The sequence below is a fragment of the Bacillus pacificus genome (assembly GCF_020861345.1).
Lineage (GTDB): Bacteria > Bacillota > Bacilli > Bacillales > Bacillaceae_G > Bacillus_A > Bacillus_A pacificus.
Genome location: NZ_CP086328.1, coordinates 4,984,003 through 5,005,000, shown reverse-complemented (window position 1 = coordinate 5,005,000; position 20,998 = coordinate 4,984,003). Strand labels below are relative to the sequence as shown.

Annotated in this window: 20 protein-coding genes, 2 rRNA genes and 1 other annotated feature (1 of these 23 cut by a window edge); all 22 genes read left to right on the top strand. The window is 39.0% G+C overall.

Translation table 11 applies throughout. The features are described from left to right. Positions 1–2,487: ribosomal RNA gene (locus LMD38_RS25775) — 23S ribosomal RNA — on the top strand (it extends 434 nt beyond the left edge of the window). A gap of 49 nt (positions 2,488–2,536) precedes the next feature. Further along, positions 2,537–2,652, top strand: a 5S ribosomal RNA gene (gene rrf, locus LMD38_RS25770). Positions 2,653–2,858: 206 nt separating this feature from the next. Beyond that, positions 2,859–3,320 carry a transcriptional regulator CtsR gene (ctsR, locus tag LMD38_RS25765; RefSeq protein WP_001244563.1) on the top strand — a complete coding sequence of 154 codons (462 nt, stop codon included), beginning with the start codon at positions 2,859–2,861 and terminating at the stop codon, positions 3,318–3,320. A gap of 174 nt (positions 3,321–3,494) precedes the next feature. Beyond that, the gene (locus tag LMD38_RS25760) at positions 3,495–4,043 is read left to right on the top strand and encodes a protein-arginine kinase activator protein McsA (RefSeq protein WP_000128394.1); all 549 of its coding nucleotides are present in this window, start codon (positions 3,495–3,497) and stop codon (positions 4,041–4,043) included. Positions 4,044–4,047: 4 nt separating this feature from the next. Beyond that, positions 4,048–5,112, top strand: coding sequence for a protein-arginine kinase McsB (locus tag LMD38_RS25755; RefSeq protein ID WP_016716245.1), 1,065 nt, complete (start codon positions 4,048–4,050; stop codon positions 5,110–5,112). A 22-nt stretch (positions 5,113–5,134) separates the two neighbouring features. Then, positions 5,135–7,570, top strand: a complete 2,436-nt coding sequence (gene clpC / locus LMD38_RS25750; protein ID WP_000971179.1) for an ATP-dependent protease ATP-binding subunit ClpC — start codon at positions 5,135–5,137, stop codon at positions 7,568–7,570. A 95-nt stretch (positions 7,571–7,665) separates the two neighbouring features. After that, positions 7,666–9,042, top strand: coding sequence for a DNA repair protein RadA (gene radA / locus LMD38_RS25745; RefSeq protein ID WP_001085212.1), 1,377 nt, complete (start codon positions 7,666–7,668; stop codon positions 9,040–9,042). Between the two features lie 3 nt (positions 9,043–9,045). Beyond that, positions 9,046–10,119 carry a DNA integrity scanning diadenylate cyclase DisA gene (gene disA, locus LMD38_RS25740; RefSeq protein WP_000392168.1) on the top strand — a complete coding sequence of 358 codons (1,074 nt, stop codon included), beginning with the start codon at positions 9,046–9,048 and terminating at the stop codon, positions 10,117–10,119. Between the two features lie 160 nt (positions 10,120–10,279). After that, positions 10,280–11,389, top strand: a complete 1,110-nt coding sequence (locus tag LMD38_RS25735; protein WP_000919684.1) for a PIN/TRAM domain-containing protein — start codon at positions 10,280–10,282, stop codon at positions 11,387–11,389. 16 nt (positions 11,390–11,405) lie between these two features. After that, on the top strand, positions 11,406–12,086 hold the full coding sequence (ispD, locus tag LMD38_RS25730; protein WP_000288294.1) for a 2-C-methyl-D-erythritol 4-phosphate cytidylyltransferase: 681 nt from the start codon (positions 11,406–11,408) through the stop codon (positions 12,084–12,086). A 115-nt stretch (positions 12,087–12,201) separates the two neighbouring features. Beyond that, complete coding sequence (ispF, locus tag LMD38_RS25725; RefSeq protein WP_000488396.1) at positions 12,202–12,678, top strand: 2-C-methyl-D-erythritol 2,4-cyclodiphosphate synthase; 477 nt, start codon at positions 12,202–12,204, stop codon at positions 12,676–12,678. 89 nt (positions 12,679–12,767) lie between these two features. Continuing rightward, the gene (gene gltX, locus LMD38_RS25720) at positions 12,768–14,225 is read left to right on the top strand and encodes a glutamate--tRNA ligase (protein WP_000415154.1); all 1,458 of its coding nucleotides are present in this window, start codon (positions 12,768–12,770) and stop codon (positions 14,223–14,225) included. A 47-nt stretch (positions 14,226–14,272) separates the two neighbouring features. Next, positions 14,273–14,517, top strand: a binding site (T-box leader). Positions 14,518–14,655: 138 nt separating this feature from the next. Continuing rightward, entirely contained in the window at positions 14,656–15,321 is a 666-nt protein-coding gene (gene cysE / locus LMD38_RS25715; RefSeq protein WP_000476500.1) for a serine O-acetyltransferase, read from the top strand. Continuing rightward, complete coding sequence (gene cysS / locus LMD38_RS25710) at positions 15,302–16,699, top strand: cysteine--tRNA ligase (protein ID WP_000152256.1); 1,398 nt, start codon at positions 15,302–15,304, stop codon at positions 16,697–16,699. Before cysE ends, cysS begins: the two co-directional genes overlap by 20 nt. A 2-nt stretch (positions 16,700–16,701) precedes the next feature. Beyond that, on the top strand, positions 16,702–17,109 hold the full coding sequence (locus LMD38_RS25705) for a Mini-ribonuclease 3 (RefSeq protein WP_000564261.1): 408 nt from the start codon (positions 16,702–16,704) through the stop codon (positions 17,107–17,109). Further along, the gene (gene rlmB / locus LMD38_RS25700) at positions 17,106–17,849 is read left to right on the top strand and encodes a 23S rRNA (guanosine(2251)-2'-O)-methyltransferase RlmB (protein WP_000093759.1); all 744 of its coding nucleotides are present in this window, start codon (positions 17,106–17,108) and stop codon (positions 17,847–17,849) included. The genes LMD38_RS25705 and rlmB overlap by 4 nt, the downstream gene beginning before the upstream one ends. A 3-nt stretch (positions 17,850–17,852) precedes the next feature. Beyond that, entirely contained in the window at positions 17,853–18,365 is a 513-nt protein-coding gene (locus LMD38_RS25695) for an NYN domain-containing protein (RefSeq protein WP_000997883.1), read from the top strand. A gap of 67 nt (positions 18,366–18,432) precedes the next feature. Next, positions 18,433–19,092 carry an RNA polymerase factor sigma-70 gene (locus LMD38_RS25690; protein WP_000387198.1) on the top strand — a complete coding sequence of 220 codons (660 nt, stop codon included), beginning with the start codon at positions 18,433–18,435 and terminating at the stop codon, positions 19,090–19,092. Positions 19,093–19,219: 127 nt separating this feature from the next. Beyond that, positions 19,220–19,366 carry a 50S ribosomal protein L33 gene (gene rpmG, locus LMD38_RS25685; protein WP_002070160.1) on the top strand — a complete coding sequence of 49 codons (147 nt, stop codon included), beginning with the start codon at positions 19,220–19,222 and terminating at the stop codon, positions 19,364–19,366. A 32-nt stretch (positions 19,367–19,398) separates the two neighbouring features. Then, positions 19,399–19,578, top strand: a complete 180-nt coding sequence (gene secE / locus LMD38_RS25680) for a preprotein translocase subunit SecE (RefSeq protein WP_001241321.1) — start codon at positions 19,399–19,401, stop codon at positions 19,576–19,578. A gap of 131 nt (positions 19,579–19,709) precedes the next feature. Then, a complete protein-coding gene (gene nusG, locus LMD38_RS25675) occupies positions 19,710–20,243 on the top strand; it encodes a transcription termination/antitermination protein NusG (RefSeq protein ID WP_000415794.1) in 534 nt (177 codons plus the stop codon). Between the two features lie 167 nt (positions 20,244–20,410). Next, the gene (rplK, locus tag LMD38_RS25670) at positions 20,411–20,836 is read left to right on the top strand and encodes a 50S ribosomal protein L11 (protein ID WP_001085872.1); all 426 of its coding nucleotides are present in this window, start codon (positions 20,411–20,413) and stop codon (positions 20,834–20,836) included. Positions 20,837–20,998 lie beyond the last annotated feature (162 nt).

The window sequence follows — 20,998 nt, the reverse complement described above, 5'->3', positions numbered from 1 at the left end:
GAAATTCCGTCGGAATCTGGGAGGACCATCTCCCAAGGCTAAATACTCCCTAGTGATCGATAGTGAACCAGTACCGTGAGGGAAAGGTGAAAAGCACCCCGGAAGGGGAGTGAAAGAGATCCTGAAACCGTGTGCCTACAAATAGTCAGAGCCCGTTAACGGGTGATGGCGTGCCTTTTGTAGAATGAACCGGCGAGTTACGATCCCGTGCGAGGTTAAGCTGAAGAGGCGGAGCCGCAGCGAAAGCGAGTCTGAATAGGGCGTTTAGTACGTGGTCGTAGACCCGAAACCAGGTGATCTACCCATGTCCAGGGTGAAGTTCAGGTAACACTGAATGGAGGCCCGAACCCACGCACGTTGAAAAGTGCGGGGATGAGGTGTGGGTAGCGGAGAAATTCCAATCGAACCTGGAGATAGCTGGTTCTCCCCGAAATAGCTTTAGGGCTAGCCTTAAGTGTAAGAGTCTTGGAGGTAGAGCACTGATTGGACTAGGGGTCATCATCGGATTACCGAATTCAGTCAAACTCCGAATGCCAATGACTTATCCTTAGGAGTCAGACTGCGAGTGATAAGATCCGTAGTCAAAAGGGAAACAGCCCAGACCGCCAGCTAAGGTACCAAAGTGTGTATTAAGTGGAAAAGGATGTGGAGTTGCTTAGACAACTAGGATGTTGGCTTAGAAGCAGCCACCATTTAAAGAGTGCGTAATAGCTCACTAGTCGAGTGACTCTGCGCCGAAAATGTACCGGGGCTAAATACACCACCGAAGCTGCGGATTGATACCAATGGTATCAGTGGTAGGGGAGCGTTCTAAGGACAGTGAAGTCAGACCGGAAGGACTGGTGGAGTGCTTAGAAGTGAGAATGCCGGTATGAGTAGCGAAAGACGGGTGAGAATCCCGTCCACCGAATGCCTAAGGTTTCCTGAGGAAGGCTCGTCCGCTCAGGGTTAGTCAGGACCTAAGCCGAGGCCGACAGGCGTAGGCGATGGACAACAGGTTGATATTCCTGTACCACCTCTTTATCGTTTGAGCAATGGAGGGACGCAGAAGGATAGAAGAAGCGTGCGATTGGTTGTGCACGTCCAAGCAGTTAGGCTGATAAGTAGGCAAATCCGCTTATCGTAAAGGCTGAGCTGTGATGGGGAAGCTCCTTATGGAGCGAAGTCTTTGATTCCCCGCTGCCAAGAAAAGCTTCTAGCGAGATAAAGGTGCCTGTACCGCAAACCGACACAGGTAGGCGAGGAGAGAATCCTAAGGTGTGCGAGAGAACTCTGGTTAAGGAACTCGGCAAAATGACCCCGTAACTTCGGGAGAAGGGGTGCTTTCTTAACGGAAAGCCGCAGTGAATAGGCCCAAGCGACTGTTTAGCAAAAACACAGCTCTCTGCGAAGCCGTAAGGCGAAGTATAGGGGGTGACACCTGCCCGGTGCTGGAAGGTTAAGGAGAGGGGTTAGCGTAAGCGAAGCTCTGAACTGAAGCCCCAGTAAACGGCGGCCGTAACTATAACGGTCCTAAGGTAGCGAAATTCCTTGTCGGGTAAGTTCCGACCCGCACGAAAGGTGTAACGATTTGGGCACTGTCTCAACCAGAGACTCGGTGAAATTATAGTACCTGTGAAGATGCAGGTTACCCGCGACAGGACGGAAAGACCCCGTGGAGCTTTACTGTAGCCTGATATTGAATTTTGGTACAGTTTGTACAGGATAGGCGGGAGCCTTTGAAACCGGAGCGCTAGCTTCGGTGGAGGCGCTGGTGGGATACCGCCCTGACTGTATTGAAATTCTAACCTACGGGTCTTATCGACCCGGGAGACAGTGTCAGGTGGGCAGTTTGACTGGGGCGGTCGCCTCCTAAAGTGTAACGGAGGCGCCCAAAGGTTCCCTCAGAATGGTTGGAAATCATTCGTAGAGTGCAAAGGCATAAGGGAGCTTGACTGCGAGACCTACAAGTCGAGCAGGGACGAAAGTCGGGCTTAGTGATCCGGTGGTTCCGCATGGAAGGGCCATCGCTCAACGGATAAAAGCTACCCCGGGGATAACAGGCTTATCTCCCCCAAGAGTCCACATCGACGGGGAGGTTTGGCACCTCGATGTCGGCTCATCGCATCCTGGGGCTGTAGTCGGTCCCAAGGGTTGGGCTGTTCGCCCATTAAAGCGGTACGCGAGCTGGGTTCAGAACGTCGTGAGACAGTTCGGTCCCTATCCGTCGTGGGCGTAGGAAATTTGAGAGGAGCTGTCCTTAGTACGAGAGGACCGGGATGGACGCACCGCTGGTGTACCAGTTGTTCTGCCAAGGGCATAGCTGGGTAGCTATGTGCGGAAGGGATAAGTGCTGAAAGCATCTAAGCATGAAGCCCCCCTCAAGATGAGATTTCCCATAGCGTAAGCTAGTAAGATCCCTGAAAGATGATCAGGTTGATAGGTTCGAGGTGGAAGCATGGTGACATGTGGAGCTGACGAATACTAATAGATCGAGGACTTAACCATATAATATGTAGCAAATGTTATCTAGTTTTGAAGGAATATGCCTTCATAGTTTGGTGATGATGGCAGAGAGGTCACACCCGTTCCCATACCGAACACGGAAGTTAAGCTCTCTAGCGCCGATGGTAGTTGGGACCTTGTCCCTGTGAGAGTAGGACGTCGCCAAGCAACTAAACACGAGTCAAATGACTCGTGTTTTTTCGTGTTTTCTTTTATAATCCATAGTAATTAAAAATGTATTTAAATAATTATTATTTTGATTAAATTCAGGAAAATGTGGCTAGGATAGTAAATAAGCAAAAGAGTTGCAAATTTTATTAATACGTATATAATTAAAGTCAAAGATAGTCAAAGTCAATAAAGGTGGCGGATAAATGAGAAATATATCTGATATCATTGAGCAATATCTAAAGCAAGTTATTGACTTAAGTAATAATAATGTGATTGAAATCAAAAGAAATGAGATTGCGGATCGATTCGAGTGCGTACCATCTCAAATCAATTATGTAATCAATACCCGTTTTACGTTAGAAAGAGGATTTGTAGTAGAAAGTAAACGTGGTGGAGGAGGTTACATTCGCATTATAAAAGTCAAACTGCATGATGATATAGACATTATTGATCAAATGCTTCATATGATTGATCATAGCGTTGCGCAAGGAAATGCAGAGAGTATGATTATACGTTTAATAGAAGAGGGAATCATAACGAATCGTGAAGCTAAACTTATGTTAAGCGTACTAGATCGTTCTGTATTATCAATGGATGTTCCTTCTCGAGATGAACTTAGGGCTCGAATATTATGCGCAATGTTAAGAACACTGAAATATAAATAAATACAGCTTTTGTAAAAGAATAATAACTAAGAGATAAAGCAGTTAAATATTGTAGAAGTTTTGAAAAAAACAACACGCACTTTTATGTAAACGAATAAAGGAAAGTGAACAGTCTAGTAATGTATGAAAAGTACTATGAGATAGATCGTTCCTGTTGTAAAGGTGGGGATAGTGATGACTTGTCAAAACTGTAATATAAGACCAGCAACTTTACATTATACAAAAGTAATTAACGAAAAGAAGGCGGAAGTTCATCTTTGTGAGCAATGTGCAGAACAAAGTGGCTATACGTCTTTCTTTCAATCATCGCAGTCTAACTTTTCATTCCATGATTTATTTGCTGGGTTATTACACGGTGAATCAACAATGTTTGAAGAAGGAAAAAGCGGATTTTCGAACACAAATATATTAAGATGTCCAGATTGTAAAATGACATATGAGCAACTTACAAAGGTAGGACGCTTTGGATGTGCTTCTTGTTACGATACATTTAAGGAACATTTAAAGCCGTTATTAAAACGTCTTCACGGCGGGCATACAGATCATTGCGGAAAAATTCCGGAGCGTATAGAAGGAAATATTCACTTAAAGAAAGAATTAGATGAACTAAAACTCATTCTGAAACAATACGTACAGAAAGAGGAATTTGAGAAAGCTGCTGAAGTAAGGGATAAAATTAGAAACCTTGAAAATCAGCTTAGTGAGCATAGAGAGGGGGAATAGTTCTATGTCACTGGACAAAATTATGAATGAAGCGATTAGTCCATGGATGAAGGGGGATGGCCCTGATTCTGATATTGTTTTAAGTAGTCGAATTCGTTTGGCTCGTAATTTTAAAAAATATCAATTCTCTACTATGCAAAATGAAGAAGAAGCTAAACTGATTCAAGAATTATTTAAAAAGGAATTTATAAATAAAACGGTAGAACCTTTTGGAGAGTTTGAGCTATTACAAATGAATGAATTGACGCCTCTTCAAAGGAGAGTATTAGTTGAAAAGCATTTAATTAGTCCCAACCTTGCAGGAACAGAATATGGAGCATGTCTATTGTCAGAAAGCGAACATATTAGTGTTATGCTGAATGAAGAAGACCATATTCGGATTCAGTGCTTATTTTCAGGATTGCAGTTATCAGAGGCTCTTCAAAGTGCCAATCAAATAGATAATTGGATTGAGAAAGAGGTTGAATATGCTTTTGATGAATCACTTGGATATATTACAAGCTGCCCTACTAATGTTGGTACAGGATTGAGGGCTTCCGTAATGATTCATTTACCGGGACTCGTTTTAACGAAAAGAATTAGCCGTATTATACAAGTAATTCAAAAATTAGGGTTAGTAGTAAGAGGAATATACGGTGAAGGTAGCGAAGCGTTAGGTAATATATTTCAAGTGTCAAACCAAATGACGCTAGGAAAATCTGAAGAAGATATTATTGCAGATTTAAAGAGTGTCATTCAACAAATCATACAGCAAGAAAAGATGGCTAGAGAATTAATTGTACAAAATTCAAGTATTGAGCTTGAAGATAAAGTTTATCGCTCTTATGGCATACTAGCCAACAGTCGTTTAATTCAATCTGCGGAAGCAGCCAATTGCTTATCAGATTTACGACTTGGTATTGATTTAGGATATATAAAAGGTATATCGAGAAATATTTTGACTGAGCTAATGGTCCTTACACAACCAGGCATTTTACAACAATATGCAGGAGGACCTTTAGGACCAGAAGAAAGAGATTATCGAAGAGCAACCTTAATCCGTGAGCGATTACGTATTGAAAAAAACTAAGCGCAAGTAGGAGGCGATTTCTATGATGTTTGGAAGATTTACAGAAAGAGCACAGAAAGTATTAGCTTTATCTCAAGAGGAAGCGATTCGTATTGGGCATAACAATATTGGAACAGAACATATTTTACTTGGGCTTGTACGCGAAGGTGAAGGAATTGCAGCAAAAGCGTTGATTGCTCTTGGATTAAGCCCGGAGAAAGTTCAAAAAGAGGTAGAAGCGTTAATTGGGCGCGGAACAGAAGCTTCTCAAACTGTACATTATACACCGCGTGCTAAAAAGGTTATTGAGTTGTCTATGGATGAAGCTCGCAAATTAGGCCATTCTTATGTTGGAACAGAACATATCTTACTTGGTTTAATCCGCGAAGGTGAAGGGGTAGCAGCACGTGTTTTAAATAATTTAGGTGTTAGCTTAAATAAGGCAAGACAACAAGTATTGCAACTTCTTGGAAGTAATGAAGCAAGTTCAGGTCATCAAGGTGGTTCTTCAACAAATGCAAATACACCAACACTTGATAGCTTAGCACGTGATTTAACAGTTGTTGCACGTGAAAATCGTTTAGATCCTGTTATTGGACGTGGTAAAGAAATTCAACGTGTAATTGAAGTTTTAAGTCGTAGAACAAAAAACAACCCTGTATTAATTGGGGAGCCTGGTGTAGGTAAAACGGCAATTGCAGAAGGATTAGCACAACAAATTGTAAATAATGAAGTTCCTGAAACTTTAAGAGATAAGCGTGTTATGACACTAGATATGGGTACGGTGGTAGCCGGAACGAAATACCGTGGTGAATTTGAAGACCGTTTGAAGAAAGTAATGGATGAAATCCGCCAAGCAGGAAATATCATTCTATTTATTGATGAACTTCATACATTAATTGGTGCAGGTGGCGCAGAAGGTGCTATTGACGCATCGAATATTTTAAAACCATCTTTAGCTCGTGGTGAATTACAATGTATTGGGGCGACAACGTTAGATGAATACCGCAAATATATTGAAAAAGACGCAGCTTTAGAGAGACGTTTCCAACCAATTCACGTTGATGAGCCAAGTTTAGATGAATCAACTCAAATTTTGAAAGGTTTACGCGATCGTTATGAGGCACATCACCGCGTATCTATTACGGATGATGCAATTGATGCAGCTGTAAAGCTTTCAGATCGTTATATTACAGATCGTTTCTTACCAGATAAAGCAATTGATTTAATTGATGAAGCTGCTTCAAAGGTTCGCTTACGCTCTTATACAACACCACCAAATCTAAAAGAGCTTGAAGTGAAGCTTGAGGAAATTAGAAAAGAGAAAGATGCAGCTGTACAAAGTCAAGAATTTGAAAAAGCTGCTTCGCTACGTGATATGGAACAACGCTTACGTGAGAAGTTAGAAGATACGAAGCGTCAATGGAAAGAGCAACAAGGAAAAGAAAACTCAGAAGTGACAGTAGAAGATATTGCAAATGTCGTTTCTACGTGGACTCGTATCCCGGTTTCTAAACTTGCACAAACAGAGACTGATAAATTATTAAACTTAGAATCGATTCTTCACGATCGTGTTATTGGTCAAGATGAAGCGGTAGTAGCTGTAGCGAAAGCTGTTCGTCGTGCTAGAGCAGGCTTGAAAGATCCGAAACGTCCGATTGGTTCATTTATTTTCTTAGGACCAACAGGTGTAGGTAAAACGGAGCTAGCAAGAGCGTTGGCAGAATCTATGTTCGGTGATGAGGATGCAATGATTCGCATCGATATGTCTGAGTACATGGAGAAGCATTCTACTTCTCGTTTAGTTGGATCTCCTCCAGGATATGTTGGATATGAAGAAGGTGGACAATTAACAGAAAAGGTTCGCCGTAAGCCATATTCAGTTGTCTTATTAGATGAAGTAGAGAAAGCTCATCCTGATGTGTTTAACATTTTACTACAAGTATTAGAAGATGGTCGCTTAACAGATTCTAAAGGGCGTACAGTTGATTTCCGTAATACAATTGTTATTATGACATCTAACGTTGGTGCAGAAGCATTAAAACGTAATAAGCATCTTGGATTTAACGTACAAGATGAGAGCCGCGATTATTCAGATATGAAAGGTAAAGTAATGGATGAACTGAAAAAGGCATTCCGTCCAGAATTCTTAAACCGTATTGATGAAATTATCGTGTTCCATATGCTTGAGAAAAAACATATTCAAGAGATTGTAACACTTATGGTAAATCAGTTAGTAAATCGCTTAAAAGAGCAAGAAATTGAATTGCATTTAACAGAAGGAGCGATTTCGGCTATTGCTGATAAAGGGTTTGACCGAGAGTACGGTGCTCGTCCGCTTCGTAGAGCAATTCAGAAACATGTAGAAGATAGACTATCGGAAGAACTTTTAAAAGGTGCTATTGAGAAAGGACAAAAAGTTATCTTTGATGTTGAAGGAGAATCATTTGTCATTCATAGTGCTGAAAAGGTAAAATAAGTATAGACAAACTAAGAGGGCTACGAGATAGCCCTCTTTCTTGTACGACAAGGATAAATTGTTATAGATGAAAGTGAAGTGAGATATAAAACAATATGGCTAAAAAGAAAACAAAATTCACATGTCAAGAGTGTGGGTATCAGTCACCAAAATATATGGGGAAATGCCCTGGATGTGGTCAATGGAATACGCTTGTTGAAGAGATGGAACCAGTTGTATCATCAAGGCGCCTTAATTATGCCAATGCAATTCAAACAGAAGTAACAAAACCAAGACGTCTAACAGAAGTGGAAACAAAGTCTGAGGCGCGTATTGAAACAAAATTTCAAGAATTTAACCGTGTACTTGGTGGCGGGATTGTAGATGGATCCTTAGTACTGATTGGTGGAGACCCCGGGATTGGAAAATCAACGTTACTGTTACAAATATCATCGCAATTAGCAGATTCTTCATATGATGTCCTATATATATCGGGTGAAGAATCAGCAAAACAGATTAAACTGCGTGCGGATCGTTTACATGTAAATGGTAGTAATCTATTTGTTGTATCAGAGACGGATTTACAGCGAATTGCAACACATATTGAAGAGGTGAACCCAGCCTTTGTTGTTATTGATTCTATTCAAACAATACATCTACCTGAAGTAACATCAGCGCCGGGAAGTGTGGCACAAGTTCGTGAATGTACAGCGGAATTAATGAAACTTGCAAAAACGAAAGGGATCCCTATTTTTATCGTTGGACATGTGACAAAAGAGGGAGCGATTGCAGGACCTCGTATGTTAGAACATATGGTCGATGCAGTTCTTTACTTTGAAGGAGACCGTCATCATACATACCGCATTTTGCGAGCAGTAAAGAATCGTTTTGGTTCTACGAATGAAATGGGTATTTTTGAAATGAAAGAGCTTGGCCTTGCAGAAGTATTAAACCCTTCTGAAATTTTTCTTGAGGAAAGACCAGTTGGGGTTGCAGGATCAACAGTGGTTGCCTCAATGGAAGGAACAAGACCAGTTTTAGTAGAAATACAAGCATTAATCTCCCCTACTAGTTTTGGAAACCCTCGAAGAATGGCAACGGGAATTGATCATAACCGTGTATCGCTTATTATGGCAGTGCTAGAAAAAAGAACAGGCTTATTATTGCAAAATCAGGATGCATATTTAAAAGTAGCAGGTGGTTTGAAGTTAGATGAACCAGCAATTGATTTAGCTGTCGCTTTAAGTATAGCTTCAAGTTTTAGAGATAAATCTACGGCACCAACCGATGCAGTAATAGGAGAAGTAGGATTAACTGGAGAAATAAGAAGAGTATCAAGAATTGAACAACGTGTACAAGAAGCAGCTAAATTAGGATTTCAACGCGCTATTATTCCTAGAAAAAATTTGGGAGGATGGACAATTCCAGATGGGATTGAGGTAGTTGGTGTATCTAATTTAGGAGAAGCGCTTCGTTTGACATTAGGAGGCTAGGCTATGGAAGAAAACAAGCAACGTGTCAAAAGTATGATTAATATTTTACAACTTGTGGCCCCGGGAACACCACTGCGCGAAGGGATAGATAATGTACTTCGCGCACAAACAGGGGGATTAATTGTTCTTGGATATAATGAGCAGATTAAAAGTATTGTTGATGGAGGTTTTCATATTAATTGTGCATTTTCTCCGGCTAGTTTATACGAATTAGCAAAAATGGATGGGGCACTTATTTTAAATGAAACTGGAAGTAAAATTTTGATTGCGAACGCACAGTTAGTTCCAGAGTCATCTATCGACTCTATTGAGACAGGTATGCGCCACCGAACAGCGGAGCGTGTAGCAAAGCAGACTGGTAGCCTTGTTGTGGCTATTTCACAAAGACGTAACGTAATTACACTATACCAAGGGAATTTACGTTATACACTAAAAGATATAGGTGTTATTTTAACAAAGGCAAACCAGGCTATTCAGACGTTAGAAAAATATAAGGCTGTATGGAATGATGGGATTACGAATTTGGGCATTCTAGAATTTGAAGAGGTTGTTACAATGTCCGAGGTGGTTCATGTTTTACATAGTGTTGAAATGGTACTACGTATTAAAAATGAAATATTGAGCTATATTCATGAATTGGGAACAGAAGGTAGGTTAATTCGTTTACAACTTACGGAACTACTAGCCGACTTAGAAGCAGAGGCAGCGCTATTAATTAAAGATTACTATCAAGAAAAAACACAAGACCATCATCAAATTTTGAAAAAGTTACAAGAGCTTGCGAATACACAACTTCTAGAGGATAGTGATTTAGTTAAATTGCTCGGATATCCGGGACAAACGAGCTTAGAAGAAAGTGTGACGCCGAGAGGATACCGAATCACAAGCAAAATTTCGCGTGTTCCACCACTTATCATTGAAAATTTAATTAATCGATTTAAAACCTTGCAGGGTGTTTGTCGTGCAACTATTAATGAATTAGATGATGTGGAAGGAATTGGAGAAGTCAGGGCGAAGAAAATACGAGAAGGCCTAAAAAGAATTCAAGAGCATCTCTATATGAGTAGACACAATTAAGAATATTACATTGATTCCATAATATAACGACACTAGAACATTTTTGGTATATGATATGATATATTGGTAAATAAAACTATTTATAAAAAAACACGTCCGCTTTTGCATTCGGCGTTTTGATTAGCGAAACAATGGTTAATAATGAGTAGGAGGTGGTTGGATGTTAAAACGGATTGTACAGCTCTTCTTTTTAGTAATCGGGGGAGCGTTAGGGATTTACTTAATCCCAAAAGTTATTAATGTATTAGACATCGGTGCCGTTCCTTTATTGGAAGGATCGTATGTTCGTGCAATTATTGGTGCAATTATTTTATTTTTAACAACATTTTGGCTTGTAGATTATATTGTTCAACTTATTAAGCATATTGAAGAGGCTCTTGTAAAGGCGCCTGTAGCAGATGTTTTATTTGGTACATTAGGGTTAATCTCTGGGCTTATTGTTGCGTATTTAATTTTAATACCAATTCGTGAATTTACAATTCCAGTTATTAGTACAGTGTTGCAAGTGTTCTTTACTCTTTTACTAGGATATTTAGGATTCCAAGTAGGGTTTAAAAAGAGGAATGAATTGCTAGGATTATTTACATTACCACAACGTGGGAAGAAGAAAAATAATAATAGTGAGAATGAAGAACCAGAAAATGAGGTAGAAGAATCTTTAGCGCATTGGAAAATTCTTGATACAAGTGTAATTATCGATGGACGTATTGCTGATATTTGCCAAACAAAGTTTTTAGAAGGAACAATTGTCATTCCACAATTCGTGTTAGAAGAACTTCAGCACATTGCCGATTCTTCTGATGCTTTAAAACGTAATCGTGGTCGCAGAGGATTAGATATTTTAAATCGTATTCAAAAAGAGATGCCGATTCCGGTAGAAATTTATGAAGGCGATTTCGACGATATTCAAGAAGTGGATAGCAAACTTGTAAAGTTAGCGAAAATCACTGGTGGAACGGTAGTAACGAATGACTTCAACTTAAACAAGGTCTCTGAATTACAAGGGGTAACGGTGTTAAACATTAACGATTTAGCTAATGCAATTAAACCTGTTGTACTCCCAGGTGAAGAACTAAGTGTTTATGTTGTAAAAGATGGAAAAGAACAAAATCAAGGTGTGGCATATTTAGATGATGGCACAATGATTGTAGTAGAAGATGGTAGAGAATATGTGGGCTCACAACTCGATGTACTCGTTACGAGTGTGTTACAAACATCGGCGGGGCGTATGATTTTTGCCAAACGTAAATTATTAGAAAAAGCATTATAAGTAGAGGATTATTAATATGTATACATTAATTATTCCAGCAGCGGGTCAAGGAAAGCGGATGGGTGCTGGCAAAAATAAGTTGTTCTTACTTATTAATGAAGTACCGATTATTGTGCATACGTTACGTGCTTTTGAAAAGGATAAAGCATGTAAAAATATTATTATGGCAATTAATGAAGAAGAGCGCCCGTATTTTGAAGAGTTAATGCAGAAGTATCCGGTTAAAAAGCCAGTGCAATTTATTCAAGGTGGAGCTGAAAGACAAGATAGTGTATATAACGCGATTCAGCATACGAGTGATGTTGAGTATGTTCTTGTACATGACGGTGCGCGCCCGTTTGTAACGAATAAAGTGATTCAAGATGTATTAACTGCAGCAGAAAAATATGGAGCTTCCATTTGTGCGGTGCCAGTGAAAGATACTGTTAAGAAAGTAGAGCAGGGTGTTGTTGTAGAAACAGTAGAAAGATCTCAGCTGAAAGCTGTACAAACACCGCAAGGGTTCTCTGTTTCTCTTTTGTTAGAAGCTCATAGAAGTGCGAAACAGAGTTGTTTTCTTGGTACAGATGATGCAAGTCTGGTAGAACGTATCGGGAAGCAAGTAGGTGTAGTAGAGGGGAGTTACTATAATATTAAGGTGACGACTCCAGAGGATTTACTAATTGCTGAAAGTTTTCTTCACGTTCAAAAGAAATGATAGCAATGATTATAGCGAAGAAAAGCTCGGCAACAGCCGGGCTTTTCTTTATAAAGATAGCGATATAATATAGAATCATAAAGCTCAGTAGTTTAGCTCGAGGAGGATGTAAAAAATGTTTCGAATTGGACAAGGTTTTGATGTGCATGAATTCGCAGAGGGTAGACCGTTAATTATTGGTGGGGTTACAATTCCTCATGAGAAAGGATTAATCGGTCACTCCGATGCAGATGTATTGTTACATACAATCGCGGACGCTTGTTTAGGTGCAATTGCAGCAGGAGATATCGGAAAACATTTCCCTGATACAGACCCTGCCTTTAAAGATGCTGATTCAGCTGTATTGTTGCAAAAGGTTTGGGAATTTGTGCGTGAACAAGGTTATGAATTAGGAAATTTAGATTGTACAATTATTGCTCAAAAGCCAAAAATGGCACCACATATTGAAAGTATGCGTAAACGCATTAGTGAACTATTAGAAACGTCTATTGATAATATCAATGTAAAGGCAACAACAACAGAAAAATTAGGATTTACAGGTAGAGAAGAAGGAATTGCTTCTCAAGCAGTTGTTTTATTACAGAAAAAATAATGGTTTTTAATTCGTAAGATGGATAATCACATTTTTTTGGTGTACAATTATAGAATGTGTTGACATTAAGAATGGAAGGTGTACCAATTATGGAAAAGCAAGTGAGAGTGCGCTATGCGCCAAGTCCAACAGGACACTTACATATCGGAAATGCGCGTACGGCATTATTTAATTATTTATTTGCTCGTCATCAAGATGGTAAGTTTATTATTCGTATTGAAGATACTGATGTAAAACGTAATGTTGCTGGTGGAGAAGAAAGCCAATTAAAATACTTGAAATGGCTCGGTATGGACTGGGATGAAGGTGTTGATGTTGGTGGTGAATTTGGACCATATCGTCAAACAGAGCGTTTAGATATTTATAAAAAGTTATATGAAGATTTATTAGAGCGTGGTTTAGCTTACAAATGTTATATGACAGAAGAAGAACTAGAAGCAGAACGCGAAGGGCAAATTGCTCGTGGTGAAACACCTCGTTACGCAGGTAACCACCGTGATTTAACTGAAGCGCAAGTGAAAGAATTTGAAGCTGAGGGACGTATTCCAAGTATTCGTTTCCGTGTACCAGCTGACCGTGATTACACATTTAAAGATATTGTAAAAGATGAAGTTGCATTCCATTCAAATGATTTCGGTGATTTCGTTATCGTGAAAAAAGATGGGATTCCAACTTATAACTTTGCAGTAGCAGTAGATGATCACTTAATGGAAATTACACACGTGCTTCGTGGTGATGACCATATTTCAAACACGCCAAAACAAATGATGATTTATGAAGCTTTCGGTTGGGATATTCCACAATTCGGTCATATGACTTTAATTGTAAATGAAAGCCGTAAAAAATTAAGTAAGCGTGATGAATCTATTATTCAATTTATTGAGCAATATAAAGAGCTTGGATATCTTCCAGAAGCAATCTTTAACTTTATTGCATTACTAGGTTGGTCGCCAGTAGGAGAAGAAGAAATCTTCTCTCAAGAAGAGTTTATCAAAATGTTCGATGCAGCTCGTTTATCAAAATCACCTGCATTATTTGATTCTCAAAAACTAAAATGGATGAACAACCAATATATGAAAAAGCAAGATTTAGATACGGTGGTAGAATTAAGCTTACCGCATTTAGTGAAGGCTGGACGTATAGGTGAAACTTTAAGTGAACAAGAACAAGCTTGGATTCGTGATGTAATTGCGTTATATCATGAACAAATGAGCTTTGGAGCTGAAATTGTAGAGCTTTCTGAAATGTTCTTCAAAGATCATGTTGATTATGAAGAAGAAGGACAAGAAGTATTAAAAGGTGAACAAGTACCAGAAGTACTTCGTGCATTTGCTGGTCAAGTAGAAGCACTAGAAGCTATGGAACCGGCAGCAATTAAGGCTGCTATTAAAGCAGTTCAAAAGGAAACAGGTCATAAAGGTAAAAACTTATTTATGCCAATCCGTGTTGCAACTACTGGTCAAACACACGGCCCAGAGCTTCCTAATGCTATTGCACTTCTTGGAAAAGAAAAAGTTTTAAATCGTCTTCAAAAAGTAATTGGTTAACATTTTCTAGGTTTAGAAATATAATAAGTATACTTAAAACCTAATAAGGAAAAGCGACGAGAAGGAGAAGTAGAAAATCAGGCTTTTTACAGAGAGAACCACCTTAGGCTGGAAGTGGTTTATAAGCGGGTTTTTGAAATGCCCCTTCGAGTCTTCTGCTGAACAGCAAATGGTTTTGCGAAACGTCTTAGGACGTAAAGTAAGCAGAAGCGGTGTACACCGTTATCAGAGATGAGTTTGAGGCTTTTTTAGCCTAAACAGAGTGGAACCGCGCTTATAAGGCGTCTCTGTCAATATGACAGAGGCGTCTTTTTTTATACCGTAAAACTGGGTGTGAGTATAAGCTTTATCCACGTGTATAAAGATTTAGGGGGATAAGTAGGGAGTTAGTTCACTCGAAAAAGCAGCCCATAAAGGGGAGGGAACGTCGATGTTTAAGAGGCTTCGGGAAGATATTGAAGTCGTTTTTGAACAGGATCCAGCGGCAAGAAGTTATTTCGAAGTCATTTTGACTTACTCTGGATTACATGCAGTTTGGGCCCATCGAATTGCACATGCTTTTTATAAAAAGAATTTCTTCTTTATTGCACGTTGGATCTCACAAGTTAGTCGTTTCTTTACTGGCATTGAGATTCATCCAGGAGCAACAATTGGTCGTCGTTTTTTCATTGACCATGGAATGGGGGTTGTAATTGGAGAAACGTGCGAAATTGGTGACAATGTAACGATCTATCAAGGAGTTACATTAGGTGGTACGGGTAAAGAAAAGGGAAAGAGGCACCCTACAATCCAGGATAATGTATTAATTGCAACGGGTGCTAAAGTACTAGGTTCTATTACAGTTGGAGAGAATTCTAAAATTGGAGCAGGTTCTGTCGTATTAAAAGAAGTCCCTGCACATTCTACAGTTGTAGGTATACCTGGCCGAGTCGTTATTCAAAATGGAGTAAAGATCGGTCAAGAATTAAATCATTCCGACCTTCCAGACCCAATTTTTGATAAATTAAAGGTCATGGAAGTAGAACTTGATAAATTGAAAAAACAACTTGAAGTAAAGGTAGAAAGGAAGGATAAAAATGACTATTCACATTTATAATACGTTAACACGTCAAAAGGAAGAGTTTATTCCATTAGAAGAAAATAAGGTGAAGATGTATGTATGCGGACCTACAGTTTATAACTATATTCACATCGGGAACGCAAGACCACCTATGGTATTTGATACAGTGCGCCGTTATTTAGAATATAAAGGGTACGATGTGCAGTATGTATCTAACTTTACTGACGTAGATGATAAATTAATTAAAGCAGCAAATGAGTTAGGCGAAGATGTGCCGACAATTGCGGACCGTTTCGTGGAAGCGTACTTTGAAGATGTAACAGCATTAGGTTGCAAACATGCAACAGTTCATCCGCGTGTAACAGAAAATATGGATATTATTATTGAATTTATTCAAGAACTTGTGAATAAAGGATATGCATATGAATCAGAAGGGGATGTGTACTTTAGAACGAAGGAATTCGAAGGGTACGGTAAGTTATCACATCAACCGATCGCGGACTTACGTCACGGTGCGCGTATTGAAGTAGGAGAAAAGAAACAAGACCCTCTTGATTTTGCACTATGGAAAGCTGCGAAAGAAGGAGAAATCTTCTGGGAAAGCCCTTGGGGTCAAGGTCGTCCAGGCTGGCATATCGAATGCTCGGCAATGGCGCGTAAATACTTAGGGGACACAATTGATATTCACGCCGGTGGTCAAGACTTGGCATTTCCTCATCATGAGAATGAAATTGCGCAGTCTGAGGCGCTAACAGGAAAAACATTTGCACGTTATTGGATGCACAATGGATATATTAATATTAATAATGAGAAAATGTCTAAGTCACTTGGGAACTTCATTTTAGTTCACGATATCATTAAGCAATATGATCCGCAGTTAATTAGATTCTTTATGCTATCAGTACATTATCGTCACCCAATTAATTTCAGTGAAGAGTTATTACAAAGCACAAATAACGGACTGGAAAGAATTAAAACAGCTTACGGTAATTTGAAACACCGTATGGAAAGTAGTACGGATTTAACAGATCATAATGAGAAATGGTTAGCTGATCTGGAAAAATTCCAAACTGCATTTGAAGAAGCGATGAATGATGATTTCAATACTGCTAATGCAATCACTGAGTTATATAATGTAGCAAATCATGCAAATCAATATTTACTGGAAGAACATACGTCTACAGTGGTAATTCAAGCATACGTAAAACAACTTGAAACATTATTTGATATTTTAGGGTTAGAATTAGCACAAGAAGAGTTACTAGATGAAGAAATTGAGGCGCTTATTCAAAAACGTATTGAAGCTCGTAAAAATCGTGATTTTGCATTATCAGATCAGATTCGCGATGATTTAAAAGATCGTAATATTATTTTAGAAGATACCGCTCAAGGTACAAGATGGAAAAGAGGATAAGAATGATTGATGCAAAGCAATTAAACAGCTTAGCGTTAGCATATATGGGTGATGCGGTATATGAACAATATATCCGCTATCACCTACTTCAAAAAGGGAAGGTTCGTCCTAATCAGTTGCATCGATTAGGGACAAGCTTTGTTTCGGCAAAAGCACAGGCGAAAGTTGTTTATCATTTATTAGAGACAGCATTTTTAACTGAGGAAGAAGAGGCAGTACTAAGAAGAGGGCGTAATGCAAATTCAGGTACTGTTCCGAAAAATACAGATGTACAAACATATCGACATAGTACAGCCTTTGAAGCGTTAATTGGCTATCATCACTTATTAAATAATCGTGAAAGATTAGACGAAATTGTATATAAGGCAATTGCTGTTCTAGAAGAAAAGGAAGGGGGCACATCATCATGAGTAGTGAATATATTATCGGACGTAACCCTGTAATTGAAGCGTTACGATCAGGGAGAGATATTAATAAAATTTGGATCGCAGAAGGTGCTGCCAAAGGACAAGTACAAATTGTACTAGCACTAGCGAAAGAAAATAAAATTATTTTGCAACATGCACCAAAAAAGAAGTTAGATCAATTAGTTGAGGGGAACCATCAAGGTGTAATTGCTCAAGTGGCCGCATATCAATATGCGGAGCTAGAAGATCTATTTAAAGTAGCAGAGAAGCGTAACGAAGATCCGTTCTTCTTAATTCTAGATGAAATTGAAGACCCGCATAACCTAGGTTCTATTATGCGTACTGCGGACGCAACAGGGGCTCATGGAATTATAATTCCGAAAAGAAGAGCTGTGGGACTTACTGCATCAGTTGCGAAAGCATCTACTGGGGCAATTGAATATATTCCTGTTGCACGCGTAACGAATTTATCTCGTACAATCGATGAATTAAAAGAACGTGGACTTTGGATTGCTGGTACAGATGCAAAAGGGAAAACGGATTATCGTAATTTAGATGGTAAAATGCCAATTGGATTAGTAATTGGAAGTGAAGGAAAAGGTATGAGTCGTATTATTGGTGAAAAATGTGATTTCTTAATTACTTTACCGATGGTTGGTAAAGTTACATCCTTAAATGCTTCAGTGGCCGCAAGTTTGTTAATGTATGAGGTATATCGTAAACGTAACGAAATTGGTAAATAAAAAATGAACGATATTTTAATCGTTGACGGTTACAACATTATTGGAGCTTGGGGAGACTTGAAGAAACTACGGGATGTAGATTTGCAGTCATCAAGAGATGCACTGATTGATAAGATGGCGGATTACCAAGGTTACACAGGGACAAAGGTAATGATAGTTTTTGATGCGTATACAGTCCACGGTATTGAAAAAAAGATGAAACAATCGCGTGTGGAAGTTATATTCACGAGGAAGAATCAAACGGCAGATGAAAAGATAGAGCAACTTGCGATTGAACTTAGAAATATAAATACGCAAATATATGTTGCGACTTCTGATTATACGGAACAATGGGTTATATTTGCTCAAGGTGCGCTCCGGAAATCTGCGCGGGAATTAGAGTTGGAAGTACAAGCGATGGAGCAACAAGTAAGAAGGCGTACACAAGACACAAAAGAAAAGCAACCCGCCATGCGAAAGATATTTAGTAAAGATATTACAGAAAAGTTAGAAAAATTAAGAAGAGGAGAGCGTTGAAGCATTGACGCTCTTTGTCTTTTTACTGTATAATATTGCTAAATAAATAGCGGTCGGAGGGATCAAGGTGGAAGCAGGCTTCGTAAGTGTAGGCGACGTTACATTTCGTGATTTAGAAGATGAGGCAATCGTTGAGTTAGTTCGAAAAGGTAATACTGACGCTCTAGAATATTTGATTCACAAATATAAGAACTTTGTTCGCGCGAAATCGAGATCTTATTTCTTAGTGGGTGCCGATCGAGAAGATATTGTTCAAGAAGGTATGATTGGATTGTTTAAAGCGATTCGTGATTATAAGGAGGACAAGCTGTCTTCATTCAAAGCATTTGCTGAACTGTGTATCACTCGACAAATTATTACCGCTATTAAAACAGCAACCAGGCAAAAGCATATTCCGTTAAATTCATATGTGTCTTTAGATAAACCGATTTATGACGAGGAATCTGATCGGACATTATTAGATGTTATTTCGGAAGCGAAGGTAACTGATCCTGAAGAAATGATTATAAGTCAGGAAGAATATACAGACATAGAATCTAAAATATCTGAATTATTAAGCGATTTAGAAAGAAAAGTGCTTTCTTTATATCTAGACGGCCGTTCTTATCAAGAGATTTCGGAACAGTTAAATAGACATGTGAAATCTATTGATAACGCTTTACAGAGGGTGAAGCGGAAATTGGAACGATATATGGAAATGCGAGAGAGTACCACTTTAAATTCATAACAAGTACTACAGGTGTAAAAATCACCTGTTTTCTTTTTGTAGGGAGTGCAAAAGGCATGACATTGACATTGTCTTTTATTGTATGATACATTTTTAGGGACATAATGTTACAAGGTTGGTGTAACTAATGAGGAAAAAAGTTGTACTCTCATGTGAAGAGTGTAAAAATCGAAACTACTCTACGATGAAAGATACGAGCTCAGTAGAGCGACTTGAAATAAAGAAATTTTGTAAAACATGCAATCAGCATACAGTTCACAAGGAAACAAAATAAATAATTGAAATAATACACTGGAGGTCCCGTAGATGCGTTTAACGAACTTTTTCGGCGATGTAGGTCGCGAAATGAAAAAAGTAAGTTGGCCTAAAAAAGATGAATTACTCCGTTCAACAGCGACTGTTATCGCTACAGTTGTCTTCTTTGCGATTTTCTTCGCAGTTGTTGATATGGGCATTTCTTCTTTAATTCGGTTAATTCTTGGTTAATTCTTGAATAAGAAGCACTTATCCATGATATAATGTTATTTATAAGAACTGTGTAAAAGCCCGGTGAACGGGTTTTTTCATTTGCGCAAAAAAATGTACGTCAGGGAGGGAAGGACGCTCGTCCTAAATGAATGGAAAAAAGTTGGTATGTTGTCCATACTTATTCTGGATATGAAAATAAAGTAAAAGCAAACCTAGAGAAACGTGTAGAATCAATGGGTATGCAAGATAAAATTTTCCGTGTTGTTGTCCCGGAAGAAGTAGAAGTAGAAATGAAAAATGGTAAAGAAAAATTAATGAAAAGAAAAGTGTTCCCAGGTTATGTATTAGTAGAATTAATCATGACTGATGACTCTTGGTATGTTGTACGTAACACACCAGGTGTAACTGGATTCGTTGGTTCTTCTGGTTCTGGATCTAAACCATCACCTCTATTAGAAGAGGAAGTTGTTACCATTATGAAACATATGGGAATGGACAACGAGGTGGTTGATTTCGACTTTGAACTTCATGAGACAGTACGTGTAAATGAGGGGCCATTCGCAGATTATACAGGTGCTATCGAAGAAATTGATGTGGAGAAGAAGAAGGTTAGCGTGCTTGTGGACATGTTTGGTCGCGAGACTCCAGTTGAACTTGACTTCCATCAAATTGAAAAATTATAAAATGAAACTTGAAATGAATTGTAAAAAGTGATAATATCTTTTAAGTCAGTACGTCTTCGTTATCGGAGACGTTTTTTGAAAGATTTTATCCTTAGAGATAAAATATGACGTGGGAGGGCAAATCACTGTCCAATTGACCACATCACGGACTTAAGGAGGTGTGTCTCGTGGCTAAAAAGGTAATTAAAATGGTAAAGCTTCAAATTCCTGCAGGTAAAGCTAACCCAGCTCCACCAGTTGGTCCAGCATTAGGACAAGCAGGTGTTAACATCATGGGCTTCTGTAAAGAGTTTAACGCTCGTACAGCAGATCAAGCTGGTCTTATCATCCCTGTTGAAATTACGGTATTTGAGGACCGTTCATTCACTTTCATTACTAAAACTCCTCCTGCTGCTGTTCTTCTTAAGAAAGTAGCTGGTATTGAGTCTGGTTCTGGTGAACCAAACCGTAATAAAGTGGCAACTGTTAAGCGTGATAAAGTACGCGAAATCGCTGAAACTAAAATGCCTGACCTAAACGCTGCTAGCGTAGAAGCTGCAATGCGTATGGTTGAAGGTACTGCACGCAGTATGGGCATCGTTATCGAAGACTAATTCGATTTGTTTTTTAAAAAAGGTTGCGGGTCTGGAATTCCAATTCGCAACCTTTATTATCGTAAATGATTATCGTTTTTAAATAAATGGGTGGCGCGCATCCTCAGGTTATACCTGAAAATAAGCGTAAACGTGGGAGGTTATTCCGCTAAAACCACATTC

Coding starts and splice junctions, on each gene's coding strand:
- ctsR (WP_001244563.1), top strand. CDS start 2,859: ATGAGAAATATATCTGATATCATTGAGCAATATCTAAAGCAAGTTATT.
- secE (WP_001241321.1), top strand. CDS start 19,399: ATGCGTTTAACGAACTTTTTCGGCGATGTAGGTCGCGAAATGAAAAAA.
- ispF (WP_000488396.1), top strand. CDS start 12,202: ATGTTTCGAATTGGACAAGGTTTTGATGTGCATGAATTCGCAGAGGGT.
- gltX (WP_000415154.1), top strand. CDS start 12,768: ATGGAAAAGCAAGTGAGAGTGCGCTATGCGCCAAGTCCAACAGGACAC.
- ispD (WP_000288294.1), top strand. CDS start 11,406: ATGTATACATTAATTATTCCAGCAGCGGGTCAAGGAAAGCGGATGGGT.
- LMD38_RS25755 (WP_016716245.1), top strand. CDS start 4,048: ATGTCACTGGACAAAATTATGAATGAAGCGATTAGTCCATGGATGAAG.
- cysE (WP_000476500.1), top strand. CDS start 14,656: ATGTTTAAGAGGCTTCGGGAAGATATTGAAGTCGTTTTTGAACAGGAT.
- LMD38_RS25695 (WP_000997883.1), top strand. CDS start 17,853: ATGAACGATATTTTAATCGTTGACGGTTACAACATTATTGGAGCTTGG.
- LMD38_RS25735 (WP_000919684.1), top strand. CDS start 10,280: ATGTTAAAACGGATTGTACAGCTCTTCTTTTTAGTAATCGGGGGAGCG.
- nusG (WP_000415794.1), top strand. CDS start 19,710: ATGGAAAAAAGTTGGTATGTTGTCCATACTTATTCTGGATATGAAAAT.
- LMD38_RS25760 (WP_000128394.1), top strand. CDS start 3,495: ATGACTTGTCAAAACTGTAATATAAGACCAGCAACTTTACATTATACA.
- clpC (WP_000971179.1), top strand. CDS start 5,135: ATGATGTTTGGAAGATTTACAGAAAGAGCACAGAAAGTATTAGCTTTA.
- disA (WP_000392168.1), top strand. CDS start 9,046: ATGGAAGAAAACAAGCAACGTGTCAAAAGTATGATTAATATTTTACAA.
- cysS (WP_000152256.1), top strand. CDS start 15,302: ATGACTATTCACATTTATAATACGTTAACACGTCAAAAGGAAGAGTTT.
- radA (WP_001085212.1), top strand. CDS start 7,666: ATGGCTAAAAAGAAAACAAAATTCACATGTCAAGAGTGTGGGTATCAG.
- rlmB (WP_000093759.1), top strand. CDS start 17,106: ATGAGTAGTGAATATATTATCGGACGTAACCCTGTAATTGAAGCGTTA.
- rpmG (WP_002070160.1), top strand. CDS start 19,220: ATGAGGAAAAAAGTTGTACTCTCATGTGAAGAGTGTAAAAATCGAAAC.
- LMD38_RS25705 (WP_000564261.1), top strand. CDS start 16,702: ATGATTGATGCAAAGCAATTAAACAGCTTAGCGTTAGCATATATGGGT.